We start from the raw sequence: 14,094 nt of genomic DNA, 5'->3' as shown, positions 1-14,094 counted from the left end.
TCCCAGGTTCTCTGCCGCTCAGGTGACGGCTGACTTGACGGCGAAACGTGCTTCCTTCCAGGCACCGCTGCGCAGGATGTCCTCCAGCACTTCGACAGCGTGCCACACATCGGCGTAGCCGACATAGAGCGGGGTAAAGCCAAAGCGTATGGTCGACGGAGCCCGGAAATCGCCGATCACGCCACGTTCGATAAGCGCCCGCATGATCTGGTAGCCATGTTCATGCAGGAATGAAATCTGGCTACCGCGCCTGGCGCTGTCGCGGGTGCTTTCGAGCGTCAGACCATAGGCACCGCATTTCGCCTCGACGAGTTCGATGAACAGGTTGGCCAGGGTGACGCTCTTCTTCCTCACGGCCGCCAGGTCGACATCGTTCCAGATGTCGAGCGCGCCCTTCAGCGTGCGCATTGACAGGACCGGCTGCGTGCCGCACAGAAACCGGCGGATGCCGGTGCCGGCTGCGTAGGCCTGCTCGAAGGCGAAGGGCCGCGCGTGGCTCCACCATCCGCTGAGCGGCTGCTGCACATCGGCATGATGGCGCTCGGCGGCATAGATGAAGGCGGGAGAACCGGGGCCGCCGTTCAGATATTTGTAGGTGCAGCCGACCGCGAAATCGGCGTTCGCCTTGTCCAGTTCGACCGGCATGGCACCTGCGGTGTGGCAGAGATCCCAGACGATCAGCGCGCCAGCGTCATGGGCGATGCGCGTCAGCGCCGTCATGTCACGCAGTTCGCCTGATTTGTAATTGACGTGGTTGACCAGCACCACCGCTACACACTCGTCGATCAGTTCTTCGATCGTCGGCGCGTCGACGCCAGCGAGGCGCAGCACAGTGTTCTTTCGGGTCGAGGCGACGCCTTCGGCCATGTAAAGGTCGGTCGGGAAACTGTCGCCCTCGGCGACGATGACGGGCCGATCCGGCCGCATGGCCATTGCCGCGTGCAGCAGCTTGTAGATGTTGATCGACGTCGTGTCGCAGACCACCGTCTGGCCGGGAGCGGCGCCGGTCAGGCGCCCCAGCTGGTCGCCGAGTTCGAGCGGCATGTCGAACCAGCTGGCAGTGTTCCAGGCGCGGAATAGGTCGTGTGCCCATTCTTCGGTCGCCGCCTTGCGCAGTTCGTCGAAGGCGGCATGCGAGGCAGCGCCCAGCGAATTGCCGTCGAGATAGATCACCCCTTCGGGCAGGATGAAGCGGTCGCGCAAGGAGCGCAGCGGATCCGCGGCGTCCATCGCTTCGACGGCCGCAAAATCAGGAATTCCCGTCATGATATGTCTGCTCCCCAGATCCGCACGACGCCGGCACGCAACGATGACACAGGCCGACGATCGGTACTTTCTCTCATCACTAGCCATCGCGCTGCAAGAACCTGCAGCGATGACTTATCGGCCCAACGACATCCCTCGACCCTGCTCAAAGTTGGCATTTTGAGTTCGTTTCGTTCACGGTGCATGGAGCGAGCTGGATGGTCAAACACGGCCCGACCCGGCATTGTCTTTGCCGAATGATTGCCGACGCCGAGCCCTCTTGAAAACGGCGACAGGCAATAACTGACAACAAAATCAATGCGATGAAGCCGGCGTCTAAAGGAACCGGGTACTCCCTGTCGATCGGAACATCGTTTCGGGAGCCTTAACCCATTCATTAAACTTTAAACAGTTGCGGAACACAAATGGAACAGATAGTGTTTGTTCTGGGTTTGTTTTTCTGATTCCGTTGGGGGCCGCGATGCTGACACGCAAACAACATGAACTGCTGATGTTCATTCATGAGCGACTGAAGGAAAGCGGCATTCCGCCTTCCTTCGACGAGATGAAGGAGGCGCTCGACCTTGCCTCGAAGTCGGGCATCCACCGGCTGATCACGGCGCTGGAGGAGCGCGGTTTCATTCGCCGGTTGCCCAACCGCGCGCGCGCGCTTGAAGTGCTGCGCCTGCCCGACTCGATTGCTCCTGGCCTCAACGCGGCGAAGAAGTTCTCGCCGAGCGTCATTCAGGGCAGTCTTGGGCAGGGCGGCCTCGGACGGCAGATCAAGCCGATGGCATCGTCGCGTACGCCCCAGGCGGGCAATGACGACGATGTGGTGGCGGCGGTGTCCATCCCGGTGATGGGGCGTATCGCGGCCGGTGTGCCGATCGACGCCATCCAGCATCAGACGCACTCGATCTCGGTGCCGCCGGACATGATCATTGGCGGCGAGCACTACGCGCTGGAGGTCAAGGGCGATTCGATGATCGAGGCCGGCATCTTCGACGGCGATACGGTTATCATCCGCAACGCCAATACAGCGAGCCCGGGAGAGATCGTCGTGGCGCTGGTCGACGAGGAGGAGGCGACGCTCAAGCGCTTCCGCCGCAAGGGCGCCTCGATCGCGCTGGAGGCTGCCAATCCGGCCTATGAAACCCGCATCTTCGGGCCCGACCGGGTCAAGGTGCAGGGCAAGCTCGTCGGGCTGATCCGGCGCTACTGAGGCGCCGGCGATTGTTTTGGCGGGGGTTTGCTGGCCTGCCTTTCGGACCTCTTGTGAGGCGGCAGGCCCCTTGCCTCGCGTGAAAATCTCCGCTGCTCGCGCCAGGGCCGATACGGCTGCTCGACCGCGAAGTTTATCTCTGCCGGCGCGACTGCCGATTGTTGATCGAAGAAGACGGCTGCACTGCCGGCGCGGGCAAGCTGCCGTTTCCTGACGACAAGAACAAGCGGATTGCGGCAAGGTCGTAGGCGGTGGCGTCGTTGACGATGATCAGGGTAGCGAAAGCACACGCTCGCCACGCGTCCTTGCGGTCTTCCGCATACGCGATGATCGCGCCAGACGGATGCCGTGCGAGGCACAGACCGGCGCGTAGAAGGGCGAGCCCGGCGGCAGATCGGCCGGATCCATGTCGAACCGTGCGTCACCCTTCTCGAAGCTCTCGGGTTCGACAATGGTTTCGGACTTCACAGCGCGCTTCCAGTTGTCGGTGGTAGCTCGTTCGATCGTACCCGGTTGATGGCGAGTTCGCCGGCACCGATCGGCATTGCCACCAGATGCGCATCCTCCGAGATGAGCACGTCAGGCGTGCGAGTGTCGGAGACCGTCAGCAGGCCGGCGAGTGCGAACGGAACGGCTGCCAGCCTGAGCCATGTCGTCGCCATGGTGGCGATGACCAGCGCGATCGTCACCAGCAGCACCGACTGGATGGAGATCAGCCCGACGGCATCGACCGGTGAGCGTTCGGAAATCCATTCCGAGATCGCGATCATCGCAGCCAGCCCTTTGCCCATCAGATAGAGGGAGGGCCAATCAAGGCGGTCATATCCGGAGGAACTTTCCGCGCCGAAAGCGTGACGCGCTCCGGCGCGTAGCGCAGCTTCGGATGAGCGGTCGAGATGACGTCGATGGTCAGCTTGACGCGGCCGTTTTTCATCTCCTCCAGGCTGGCGAGCCGCCCGGTCAGCCGCGTCTGGATCTCGGAGCCGAGCATCTGGGTTCCGGTGCGCCAGCTCTCGACCTTGGCGGCGAGCACACCAAGCGCGCAGAGCAGTGCTGCCATGAAGCACAAATGCGTCTTTTGCCATGACCGCGAGGCCACCGCGCAGACCGCCGTCAAGGCGACCACGGCGACGGGTCTGTAGAAATCCGGCTCCGTCGCCAGCGAGAAATAGAAGATCACCCCGCATGCCAGAAACACCGGCACCAGCAGGAAGCCGATGCCGCGGTCAAGCTCCGTGCCAGCAGCCGTTGCGATGCTTCGGCGGATTGTGAGACCAGAAAGGCGGCGGAGTGATGCGTGGATCCGCCTGACCGCTGCTTTCGTGGGGGATAGGCGCCGGTACGCGATTGCCGGGCTCCAAAAGCTCAATGCCGGATTGCGGCACTGGCGACAGAACCGGCGCCGGCTCGGCGTAAGGAACATCGGCAAACAGGGCCCGCTCGCTGACGCTGCTCGTCGCGCCCTCGCCTTCCTCCGCACCCCGGCCTCGTCCAGCCGTCGGGTCTGCCCCTTGCGCCCCAGACCTCCTATGCTACATGAACGCGCAACGCGCGAAAGTCTGCGCAACCACACCCGCTTTCTGCGCTTTCCGAGAGTTCCATGTCCGACAAGGTCGTCACCCGCTTCGCCCCCTCGCCGACAGGCTACCTGCACATTGGCGGCGCGCGCACGGCGCTGTTCAACTGGCTCTATGCAAAGCACACCGCCGGCACGATGCTGCTGCGCATCGAGGATACGGACCGCGAACGCTCCACCGACGCCGCCACCGCGGCCATCCTCGATGGGCTGTCCTGGCTTGGCCTCAGCTGGGACGGTGAGCCGGTATCGCAGTTCGAGCGCGCGCCGCGCCACCGCGAGGTGGCTGACGAGCTGGTGCGCATGGGCAAGGCCTATTACTGCTATGCCACGCCGGCGGAGCTGGAGGCGATGCGCGAGGCAGCCAGAGCCAGGGGCCTGCCGCCCCGCTATGACGGCCGCTGGCGTGACCGTGACCCGTCGGAGGCGCCTGCAGGCGCCAAGGGCGCGATCCGCATCAAAGCGCCGACCGAGGGCGAGACCGTGGTTCACGACCGGGTGCAGGGTGAGGTGCGCTTCCCCAACAAGGATCTCGATGATTTCATCATCCTGCGTTCGGATGGCAATCCAACCTACATGCATGCGGTCGTCGTCGACGATCACGACATGGGCGTCACCCATATCATCCGCGGCGACGACCATTTGACCAATGCCGCGCGCCAGACAGTGATCTACAACGCCATGGGCTGGGATGTGCCGTCGATGTCGCACATTCCGCTGATCCATGGCGCCGACGGCGCCAAGCTGTCGAAGCGGCACGGTGCGCTCGGCGTCGAAGCCTATCGCGCCATGGGCTATCTGCCCGAGGCGTTGCTCAACTATCTGGCACGGCTCGGCTGGAGCCATGGCGACGATGAGGTAATGTCGATCAAGGACATGATCGCCTGGTTTGACATCGGCGACGTCAACAAGGGTGCCGCCCGCTTCGACTTCGCCAAGCTCGAGGCGCTGAACGGCGTGCATATGCGGCGCATGGACGATGCCGAGCTGTTCGACATCTTCGTCGCCACGCTGCCCTATCTCGAAGGCGGCCCAGCAATCGCGGCGCGCCTCGATGACAACAAGAAGGCGCAGCTGCTCGCCGCCCTGCCCGGCTTGAAGGAGCGGGCGAAGACTTTGGTCGAGCTCGTCGATGGGGCAGGTTTCCTGTTCGCCGAGCGCCCGCTGCCGCTCGACGACAAGGCGGCTTCATTGCTCGGCGGTGACGCACGCGCGGTCCTGACCGGTGCTCACACTGTTTTGAAGGCGGTTTCCGGCGAGTGGACTGCCGCTGCGGCGGAGGCGGCGATCCGCGAGTTCGCGCTGGCGGAAGGCCACAAACTCGGCGCCGTGGCCCAACCGGTCAGGGCCGCGCTCACCGGCAAAAGCACCTCGCCAGGCGTGTTCGACGTGCTTGCAGTGCTCGGCCGGGACGAAAGCCTGGCACGCATCGCGGATCAAATCGATTAGGAAAATTGGCCCAAGAAGATTGGCATTGAAAGCCGCGTTTCGCAGTGCAACATTAGGCCTTGGCCCAATCTGGCACGCACCTCCTAAAATGCGGTGGCGAGTACGCGCATTCCGGTGATTTGCAGGATTTGCCCTTGCCGGCATGAGGAACGAAAAGGAGTTTGCAATGACCGAAGCTGCGACAAAACTGGAATTTGGCGGCAAACCGCACGAGTCGACCGCAAAGCTCGAGCTCGCCGGCAAGACGCACGAATTCAAGGTGCGAGGCGGTTCAGTCGGGCCGGATGTCATCGATATCGGTTCGCTCTACAACACGACCGGGGCTTTCACCTACGATCCCGGCTTCACCTCGACGGCTAGCTGCGAGTCGGGGATCACGTTCATCGACGGTGACGCTGGCATCCTCCTGCATCGCGGCTATCCTATCGACCAGCTGGCCGAGCATGGCGACTTCTTGGAGGTCTGCTATCTCCTGCTCTACGGCGAACTGCCGACCAAGGCGCAGAAGGACGACTTCGACTACCGGGTGACACGCCACACGATGGTGCATGAGCAGATGTCGCGCTTCTTCACCGGCTTCCGCCGCGACGCGCACCCGATGGCGGTGATGTGTGGCGTGGTCGGCGCGCTGTCTGCCTTCTACCACGACTCCACCGACATCTCGGATCCGTATCAGCGCATGGTCGCTTCGATGCGGTTGATCGCCAAGATGCCGACGATCGCGGCGATGGCCTACAAATACCATATCGGCCAGCCCTTCATTTACCCGAAGAACGAGCTGAACTTCGCCGCGAACTTCCTGCATATGTGCTTTGCGGTGCCGTGCGAGGAATACAAGATCAACCCGGTGCTGGCGCGCGCCATGGAGCGCATCTTCATTCTGCATGCCGATCATGAGCAGAACGCCTCGACCTCGACCGTGCGGCTTGCCGGCTCGTCGGGCGCCAACCCGTTTGCCTGCATCGCCGCCGGCATCGCCTGCCTGTGGGGTCCGGCGCATGGCGGCGCCAACGAGGCCGCACTCAACATGCTGGGCGAGATCGGCCATGTCGACCACATCCCGGAATTCATCGCCCGCGCCAAGGACAAGAACGATCCGTTCCGGCTGATGGGTTTTGGCCACCGCGTCTACAAGAACTACGATCCGCGCGCCAAGATCATGCAGAAGACTGCGCATGAGGTGCTTGGCGAACTCGGCATCAAGGACGATCCGCTGCTCGACATCGCCATGGAGCTGGAAAAGATCGCGCTGACGGACGCCTATTTCATCGAGAAGAAGCTTTATCCGAACGTCGACTTCTATTCCGGCATCACGCTGAAGGCGCTTGGCTTCCCCACTACCATGTTCACCGTGCTGTTCGCGGTCGCCCGCACCGTCGGCTGGATCGCGCAGTGGAAAGAGATGATCGAGGATCCGCACCAGAAGATCGGCCGTCCGCGCCAGCTCTACACTGGCGCGCCGGAACGCGACTACGTGCCGATTGCGAAGCGCTGATCGCGCCAGAAACTGACTCGTGAAAAAAGCGCCCGCAAGGGCGCTTTTTATTTGATGTGCCGGAGAACGACCTCTGCCGCGATATCGCCGGAGGGCCGGTTCGTCGCCATACGCCTCGCGATCTCGGCGAAACCGTCTTTCTGCCAGGCGCGCATGCCGGTATCGGCAAACAGTGCCTGCAGTTGCCGGGCGAGGTTCTCCGGCAGGACATACTGGTCGTAGAACTCCGGCACGAGCGCCCGGTCGGAAATCAGATTGGGCAGCAACGCCGACCAGACGGAAATCAGATGCGGCATGACGAGGCGCGCCACGGGATCTAGCTTGTAGCAGGACACCATCGGTACACCTGACAGCGCAAGTTCGAGCGACACTGTTCCCGAGGCGATCAGCGCCGCGTCGGCCTTGCCGAAGGCCTGCCATTTGCGATCAGGCTCGAGGATAATTTCCGGCTTCTCGTCCCAGCTTGCAACCGAAGTCCTGACCAGATCGGCAACATGCGGCACGGTAGGCAACAGAAGGCGCAAGCGATGACCGCGCTGGTGCAGTACTGACACTGTCTTGCCGAACGCGTCGATCAGGCGCCGAACCTCGCCACGGCGGGAGCCGGGCAGCACGAGCAAGGTCTTCACGCGATCTTGCGAGAGGTCGCGCGCCTGGCCTTGCGCCCTGGCGGCAGCAAGCACGCCCGGATCCTGCGTCAGGCGGTGGCCGACATAGGTGCCGGGCGGGCCGCCGAGACGAGCCAGCGCCTTCACCTCGAACGGCAGGATGCACAGGATGTGGTCGACATAGGGCTTCATCGCCACAGCCCTGCCCGGCCGCCACGCCCAGACGCTCGGACAGACATAGTGGACGATCGGGATCGACGGGTCGGCGGCGCGCACCTTCCTGGCTACGCGCAGCGAAAAATCCGGGCTGTCGATGGTGATGAGGCAGTCGGGTTTCTCAGCGGCGATGGCGCTTGCCGTCTGGCCGATGCGCCTGATCAGGCGCGGCAGGTCGCGCAGGATGGCACTGAACCCCATCAGCGCGATCTCGCTGCCGTCGAACAGCGATTTCAGCCCAAGCGCCTGCAAATGGCGGCCGCCAATGCCGACAAGCCTGATCTCGCGGCCGGTCGTCCGCTTGAGTGCGGCAATGATGTCTGCGCCAAGCAGATCGCCGGATTCTTCGCCGGCGACGATGGCGATCTTGAGCGGCTTCTCAGTGACCATTAGCCGGCTCCGCCGCTGCCAGGCCGACGACAAACAGACCAAGAGCGTTGGCGCGCGCGATGGTGGCTGGGCCTTCCAGAATGAGCGAACGGCCGGCTTCGACGGCGATGCCGGCAAGTCCCGCCTCATGCGCCGCCTCGACCGTCAGTGGTCCGATGGAAGGCAGATCGGCGCGCAACTCCTGACCGGGCTTGGCGCATTTGACCAGCACGCCGCGCGTCTTGCCGGCAAGCCGGCCATGGTCGCGCAGCTGCCTTGTGCGCTCGAGCAGCCCGTTGGTGCCCTCGATGCCTTCCAGCGCAATCACCCGGCCGCCGATCGCGACTGCGGCCTGGCCAATGTCGAGCGCACCGATGGCCTTTGCCGCTGCATGGGCAGCATCGATGTCGCGCCAGTCGGATTTTCGCGGCTCCGCCCTGGTCAGCGATCCTTCGGCTGCCGCCAATTCAGGCACGATCTCATGGGCGCCTACGATTTTGATCCCCCGGGCTTCCAGAGCGCGTGCCACGACCTTCAACAGGCCGTCGTCGCCGCGGGCCAGAGCCATGACGACCACGGGAAGCACGGCGATCAAGCTGAGGCTTGGACGCAGACCGGTCAGCCTTGGCCGGCGCCTGATCTCACCTGCAAGCACCAGATGGGTAATCCGGCGCCGTTTCAGCAGCGGTACAAGCGAACCGATATCTTCCAGGGCAAGTGTCTCTTGCTCGTAGCCGGCGAGATCTGGCCTACGGTCGACTTCGCCTTCCATCAGTATGATGAATGGCGGATAGCCTCGCTCGGCCAGGCCGGCGGCAACTTCGACCGGCAGGCTGCCGCCGCCGGCAATGATGCCGACCCTGGCGCCCGGCGGAAGATCAAGCTGGGTTCCGGCGGTCTCAGCCTTCGTCATCGACGTCATCGCCGTCGCCGCCTTTGAGCGACGGAACGGCATAGTGCCGCTTGCCGCGACTGGCGATGAAATCGATGATCTTCATGGCCGTCGGCGACGACGCGAATTCGGCCTTAGCGAGTTCCACGTTCTCGGCGACGGTGCGGGAGCGGTCGAAAATCATCCTGTAGGCCTTGCGAAGCAGGTAGATTTCGGCGCGCGGCACGCCTGAGCGCTTAAGGCCGATGATGTTCAGGCCACGCAGGCTGGCGCGATTGCCGACGGCAAGGGCATAGGGGATGACATCACCAACAAAAGCCGAGCATCCGCCGAGGAAGGCATTGTCGCCGACGCGCACGAATTGATGAACGGCGCTGAGGCCGCCGATATAGACGTTGTCGCCGATCTCGCAATGGCCGCCCAGCGTCGCCCCGTTGGCGAAGGTGGCATTCTTGCCGACGACGCAGTCATGGGCGATGTGGGCATAGGCAAGGAAATTGCCATTGTCGCCGACCGTCGTCTCGCCGCGGCTGGAATCGGTGCCGACATGCATGGTGACACCTTCGCGGATGGTGCAATTCTCGCCGATGACCAGCGTGGTGCGGCCACCCTTGTGCTTGGTGTTCTGCGGCGGCGCGCCCAGTATCGCCATCGGGTAGACCTTGGTCGCGGCACCGATGGTGGTCGCGCCCATCACCGAGACATGGCTGACAAGCTCGACGCGGTCGCCGATCACCGCATCGGCGCCGATATGGCAGAAAGGCCCTATACGGACGCCTTCGCCGATGTGAGCGCCCTCTTCGACGACCGAGGACGGATGGATTGAAATCTGGATTTTCATGAGCATTCGATTGTCAGACGCTGGTTACCATCATCGCCGAGATCTCGGCTTCAGCGGCCTTTGCGCCGTCCACCAGAGCTTCACAGGCGAATTTGAGCAGGTTGCCGCGTTTCTTGATTTTCTTGACGTGGATCCGCAACTGGTCGCCCGGGACGACCGGCTTGCGGAATTTGGCGTTGTCTATGGTCAGGAAATAGACCAGCGACGGTTTCTCGGTGGCGAGGCTGCGTATGCAGATGGCGCCGGCGGTCTGCGCCATCGCCTCGACGATCAGCACCCCCGGCATCACCGGTTGGTCCGGGAAATGACCCTGGAAATGCGGCTCGTTTATGGTCACGTTCTTGATGCCGACGGCGGACTCGTCGCCGTCGATATCGACGATGCGGTCGATCATCAGGAACGGATAGCGATGCGGCAGGAGCTTCATCAGCCCCAATATGTCGACCGCCTCGAGCGTCGCCACCATGTCAGCCATTCCCGTCGCCCTGTTTGCGTGTCCTGGCGAGCTTGCGCAGCATGGCGATCTCGCGCATGGCCTCCGCCATCGGCTGCGCCGGGTAGCCTCCCCAGATCTCGCCTGCCGGGACGTTGCTCATGAATCCACTTCTCGCCGCAAGCTTGGCCCCTGTCCCTATGGTCAAATGATCGGCAAGCCCAACGCCGCCGCCCATGGTGACGTTGTCGCCCACCACGACGGAACCGGAAATACCCGAAAGACCGGCAATAATGCAATTGCGGCCGATGCGGACGTTATGGGCGATCTGAACCAGATTGTCGATCTTGGTGCCCTGGCCGATGATGGTGTCGGACATGGCGCCGCGATCGACCGTGGTGTTCGAGCCGATCTCGACATCGTCCTGGATGATGACGCGGCCGATCTGCGGCACGCGCTCCGGACCCTTGGCGCCGCCCACGAAACCGAAGCCATCCTGACCGATCCTGGCGCCGCCATGGATGATGACACGGTTGCCGATCAGCGCATACTGAACGCTGGTGCCCGGGCCGATATAGCCGTCGCGGCCGATCTGGCAGGAGTGGCCGATGACCGCATGCGGGGCAATGACCGTGCCACCGCCGACCGACACGCGGGGGCCAATGACCGCGCCGGCCTCAATGATGGCGCCGGACTCGACATGCGCCGATGGATCGATGTGGGCATGTGGCGATATGCCGGTTTCGCCGGTCATCGGTCCCGGGGTCGCAGCCTGCGGAAACAGAAGACGCCCGACCAGCGCAAAAGCCTGCTGTGGGCGTGGATGAACGAGAACCGCGATGCCTGCCGGAGCCTTGCCGGCGAATTCAGCCGGACAAAGAACAGCCGCGGCCTTCAATGACTGCATCAGGGCAAAATTGCGCTTGCCGTCGACAAAGACAAGCGCGTCCTGACCGCCTTCATTGGCCGGCGCCAATGCCTCGATCGAAATAAGGGATTGGCCGGAATCGACAAGCTGCGCGCCGGTCAGATTCGCGACTTCGCCGGCCGTATACCGGCGTGAGGGCGCGAAGAACACCGGATCGGTCATTCCAGAAGCAATATCCAGCTAGGTCGGATCACTCTCTTCCGGACCGCAACCAGCCCGGAAGCAACGTCACCCGCGGATCAGAAACGGGTCGCTATGCCGAAGTTGAATTCCTGCACGTCGTCGGTCGCTTCCTTCTTGACCGGGACCGCATAGTCGATGCGGATCGGACCGAAGGGCGATGCCCACATCAGGCCAACACCGACCGAAGCGCGCAACTGCATGCCGGTGGTTGACTGATCTACCAGAGATTGGTCAGCAATCTTGTTGCCGTAAAGCGTCGCCGCATCGGCAAAGACCGCGCCGCGCAGGCCGAAGCTTTCCGGGATGACCGGCAGCGGGAACTGGGCTTCCGCCGAGGCGTTGAAATAGGTCGTGCCGCCGAGATGGTCATCATTGTTGTCAGAGGCAACCGGGCCGATGCCGCCATAGGCAAAGCCGCGGACCATGCGGTCGCTGCTCTGGAAATGGTCGAAAATGCGCAGTCCGTCAGAGCCGTAGCTCTCAACGTGGCCAGCGCCCGCGGAAACAAGCCCGACTAGATCAAGCTGCTCCGACAGGGTCTGATAGACACTGCCACGGCCCGTCACCTTGACGAATTTGGCGTCACCGCCGAGGCCAGCCAGTTCCGTGGTGACGTTGGCGTAGATGCCCTCATGCGGGTTCTTCATGTCATCGATGGTGTTGTAGACCAGACCGACACTGACCGACGACTTGATCCAGGGGCTTTCCGCAATGCCGTTCTTGATGGCTTGCGAGACGTCGCAATCGCCCAGCACGCCGTCGTCATTGTCATCGCAGTCGTCGTCAAACTTATATTTTTCCTGCGCGATGTTGTACGCCAGTTGCGTCGAGATGTCGTCGGTGATCGGCAGGCCGAAACGAACGGTCGCCCCCAGCGTCTCGCTGTCATAATTGTCGTAGTTTCGCGTCTGCTGGTAGATATCGAAGCCGGCGGCGATGCGGCGTCCGAGGAAATAGGGTTCGGTGAAGGAGAGGCTGTAGTCGCGCGAATTCTTGCCGCCACCTGCCGAAACCTTGATGAACTGGCCGCGGCCGAGGAAGTTGCGCTCGGTGATCGAGCCCTCGACGGACGGGCCCGCCGTTTCGCCGCCGGTCGAATAGCCGGCGCCGACCGAGAATTCGCCGGTCGACTTCTCGACCACGTCGACCACCAGCACAACCTGGTCAGGCTGCGAGCCGGGTACGGTCGAGATGTCGACTTTCTCAAAATAATCCAACGCTTCCAGGCGCTTCTTCGCGCGCTGGATCAGCACCTGGTTGAAGGCGTCACCTTCACTGACGTCGAATTCGCGACGAATGACATAGTCGCGCGTGCGGTCGTTGCCGCGGATCTCGATGCGCTCGATATAGGCCTTGGTGCCTTGATCGATCGTGTAGACGACCGAAATGGTGTGGTTCTCGAAATTACGGTCGCCACGCGGCGTCACCTGGGCGAAGGCATAGCCGGAACCGGCGACCTTCTCGGTCAGCGCGATGATCGTGTCTTCCACGTCCTTGGCGTTGTAGACGTCGCCCTTGTGGGTCTGGACCACTGATTCCAGCGACTTGCTGTCGACCTCGGGGATCGTGCTCTCGACGCTGACATCGCCGAATGTGTAGCGATCGCCTTCCTGCACGGTGATGGTGACCGTGTACTTGTTGGTGGTGTTGTCGAGCTCGCCGACCGCGGAGACGACCTGGAAGTCGGCATAGCCGTGATTGTAGTAGAAGCGGCGCAGCAGCTCCTGATCGGCGCGCAGCTTGTCTTCGTCATAGACGTCGTCACGCAACACGAACGAGAGCCAGGACGAACGCTTCGTGGCGATGACATCCGAAAGCCGGCGGCTCGAATAGGCGCTGTTGCCGACGAAATTGATCGACGCGATCTGCGTGCGGCCGCCTTCATTGATGTTGAAGACCACGTTCACGCGGTTGTCGCCGAGATTCATGATCTGCGTCGTCACAGCGGCATCATCGCGGCCGATCCGGCGATAAGCAGCCTTCACCGCCTCGACATCGGAATCAAGCGTGGCCTGCGAGAACGTTCCGCGCGGCTTCAACTGGACCGCGATCGCAAGGGCGTTGTCCTTGAGCTTCTTGTTGCCCTGGAACAGAACCTGGTTCACGACCTGATATTCGGAAACCTTGACGACCAGGGAGGAGCCGACCTGATTGATCTGGACGTCCGAGAACAGTCCGGTGCCGAACAGCGCCTTGACCGCATCGTCGATATCGGAGCTGGAAAAGGCCTTGCCGGGCTTGATCTGGATATAATTGCGGATGGTGTCGGCGTCGACGCGCTGATTGCCCGAAACCTCGATTCTCGAGACAACGGCCGCCTCGGCAGCCGATGTGGCAACGAACTGCACTGCGAGCGCGCCTGGCACAACCAGAGCGGCGGACAAGGCCACCGCGGACGCGGCGCTCAGAAACTTGGATGCTGCCTTCATCGGGCTTTTGTACCTTTTCTCGAAGTCCCCACGGCGAGAAAACCGGACGTGCGGTAAATTTCCCATACCGTAATAACCGGATTTTCCCTACACGCAAGGCTTCTGGTTAATTTGTATTTACTTAACCCTGATGCGTGGCTTTCGCGTCACGCATATCCCCGTGCATGGTAAACGGCGTCTCAACATTGGCGGTGCCGAAGTCAAATTC

At 62.5% G+C, this 14,094-nt stretch carries 13 protein-coding genes; 3 read left to right on the top strand and 10 right to left on the bottom strand.

The annotated features are described in order from the left end of the window. Positions 1-18 precede the first annotated feature (18 nt). Positions 19-1,266 (bottom strand): kynureninase, encoded by a 1,248-nt coding sequence (gene kynU / locus D3227_RS20940; protein WP_120016204.1) that lies wholly within the window; start codon positions 1,264-1,266, stop codon positions 19-21. 460 nt (positions 1,267-1,726) lie between these two features. On the opposite strand from kynU, the gene lexA reads away from it, so the two are divergent. After that, entirely contained in the window at positions 1,727-2,467 is a 741-nt protein-coding gene (lexA, locus tag D3227_RS20935; protein WP_120016203.1) for a transcriptional repressor LexA, read from the top strand. Positions 2,468-2,737: 270 nt separating this feature from the next. Here the strand turns inward: lexA and D3227_RS42790 are convergent, their stop codons facing one another. From D3227_RS42790 to D3227_RS42780, 3 genes are read right to left on the bottom strand one after another with little or no spacing between them, the layout of a single operon-like run. Then, the gene (locus tag D3227_RS42790) at positions 2,738-2,935 is read right to left on the bottom strand and encodes a hypothetical protein (protein ID WP_245451821.1); all 198 of its coding nucleotides are present in this window, start codon (positions 2,933-2,935) and stop codon (positions 2,738-2,740) included. Continuing rightward, entirely contained in the window at positions 2,932-3,237 is a 306-nt protein-coding gene (locus tag D3227_RS42785; RefSeq protein ID WP_245451820.1) for a hypothetical protein, read from the bottom strand. The genes D3227_RS42790 and D3227_RS42785 overlap by 4 nt, the downstream gene beginning before the upstream one ends. A gap of 20 nt (positions 3,238-3,257) precedes the next feature. Then, the gene (locus D3227_RS42780) at positions 3,258-3,671 is read right to left on the bottom strand and encodes a hypothetical protein (RefSeq protein WP_245451819.1); all 414 of its coding nucleotides are present in this window, start codon (positions 3,669-3,671) and stop codon (positions 3,258-3,260) included. Positions 3,672-4,067: 396 nt separating this feature from the next. On the opposite strand from D3227_RS42780, the gene gltX reads away from it, so the two are divergent. Together gltX and gltA are read left to right on the top strand one after the other, a co-directional pair. Beyond that, the gene (gene gltX / locus D3227_RS20925) at positions 4,068-5,492 is read left to right on the top strand and encodes a glutamate--tRNA ligase (RefSeq protein ID WP_120016202.1); all 1,425 of its coding nucleotides are present in this window, start codon (positions 4,068-4,070) and stop codon (positions 5,490-5,492) included. Between the two features lie 166 nt (positions 5,493-5,658). Then, positions 5,659-6,987, top strand: a complete 1,329-nt coding sequence (gltA, locus tag D3227_RS20920) for a citrate synthase (protein WP_120016268.1) — start codon at positions 5,659-5,661, stop codon at positions 6,985-6,987. A 47-nt stretch (positions 6,988-7,034) separates the two neighbouring features. Here gltA and lpxB read toward each other — a convergent pair whose 3' ends face one another. The 6 genes from lpxB to bamA form a co-directional block, all read right to left on the bottom strand. Beyond that, entirely contained in the window at positions 7,035-8,201 is a 1,167-nt protein-coding gene (lpxB, locus tag D3227_RS20915) for a lipid-A-disaccharide synthase (RefSeq protein WP_120016201.1), read from the bottom strand. Then, complete coding sequence (locus D3227_RS20910) at positions 8,191-9,093, bottom strand: LpxI family protein (protein WP_167480790.1); 903 nt, start codon at positions 9,091-9,093, stop codon at positions 8,191-8,193. The genes lpxB and D3227_RS20910 overlap by 11 nt, the downstream gene beginning before the upstream one ends. Next, positions 9,080-9,913 carry an acyl-ACP--UDP-N-acetylglucosamine O-acyltransferase gene (gene lpxA / locus D3227_RS20905; RefSeq protein ID WP_120016266.1) on the bottom strand — a complete coding sequence of 278 codons (834 nt, stop codon included), beginning with the start codon at positions 9,911-9,913 and terminating at the stop codon, positions 9,080-9,082. The genes D3227_RS20910 and lpxA overlap by 14 nt, the downstream gene beginning before the upstream one ends. A 13-nt stretch (positions 9,914-9,926) precedes the next feature. After that, positions 9,927-10,388, bottom strand: a complete 462-nt coding sequence (gene fabZ / locus D3227_RS20900; protein ID WP_120016200.1) for a 3-hydroxyacyl-ACP dehydratase FabZ — start codon at positions 10,386-10,388, stop codon at positions 9,927-9,929. Next, entirely contained in the window at positions 10,381-11,436 is a 1,056-nt protein-coding gene (gene lpxD, locus D3227_RS20895; RefSeq protein ID WP_120016199.1) for a UDP-3-O-(3-hydroxymyristoyl)glucosamine N-acyltransferase, read from the bottom strand. The genes fabZ and lpxD overlap by 8 nt, the downstream gene beginning before the upstream one ends. 77 nt (positions 11,437-11,513) lie before the next feature. Continuing rightward, a complete protein-coding gene (bamA, locus tag D3227_RS20890; RefSeq protein ID WP_120016198.1) occupies positions 11,514-13,886 on the bottom strand; it encodes an outer membrane protein assembly factor BamA in 2,373 nt (790 codons plus the stop codon). Positions 13,887-14,094 lie beyond the last annotated feature (208 nt).

The sequence above is a fragment of the Mesorhizobium waimense genome (assembly GCF_003601975.1).
Lineage (GTDB): Bacteria > Pseudomonadota > Alphaproteobacteria > Rhizobiales > Rhizobiaceae > Mesorhizobium > Mesorhizobium waimense.
The sequence above is the reverse complement of the archived record's forward strand: the minus strand, read 5'-3'. Positions and strand labels throughout refer to the sequence as shown.

Excerpts from the sequence above, each read along its gene's own strand:
- kynU (WP_120016204.1), bottom strand. The coding sequence starts at position 1,266 with ATGACGGGAATTCCTGATTTTGCGGCCGTCGAAGCGATGGACGCCGCG.
- lexA (WP_120016203.1), top strand. The coding sequence starts at position 1,727 with ATGCTGACACGCAAACAACATGAACTGCTGATGTTCATTCATGAGCGA.
- D3227_RS42785 (WP_245451820.1), bottom strand. The coding sequence starts at position 3,237 with ATGATCGCGATCTCGGAATGGATTTCCGAACGCTCACCGGTCGATGCC.
- gltX (WP_120016202.1), top strand. The coding sequence starts at position 4,068 with ATGTCCGACAAGGTCGTCACCCGCTTCGCCCCCTCGCCGACAGGCTAC.
- gltA (WP_120016268.1), top strand. The coding sequence starts at position 5,659 with ATGACCGAAGCTGCGACAAAACTGGAATTTGGCGGCAAACCGCACGAG.
- lpxB (WP_120016201.1), bottom strand. The coding sequence starts at position 8,201 with ATGGTCACTGAGAAGCCGCTCAAGATCGCCATCGTCGCCGGCGAAGAA.
- D3227_RS20910 (WP_167480790.1), bottom strand. The coding sequence starts at position 9,093 with ATGACGAAGGCTGAGACCGCCGGAACCCAGCTTGATCTTCCGCCGGGC.
- lpxA (WP_120016266.1), bottom strand. The coding sequence starts at position 9,913 with ATGAAAATCCAGATTTCAATCCATCCGTCCTCGGTCGTCGAAGAGGGC.
- fabZ (WP_120016200.1), bottom strand. The coding sequence starts at position 10,388 with ATGGCTGACATGGTGGCGACGCTCGAGGCGGTCGACATATTGGGGCTG.
- lpxD (WP_120016199.1), bottom strand. The coding sequence starts at position 11,436 with ATGACCGATCCGGTGTTCTTCGCGCCCTCACGCCGGTATACGGCCGGC.
- bamA (WP_120016198.1), bottom strand. The coding sequence starts at position 13,886 with ATGAAGGCAGCATCCAAGTTTCTGAGCGCCGCGTCCGCGGTGGCCTTG.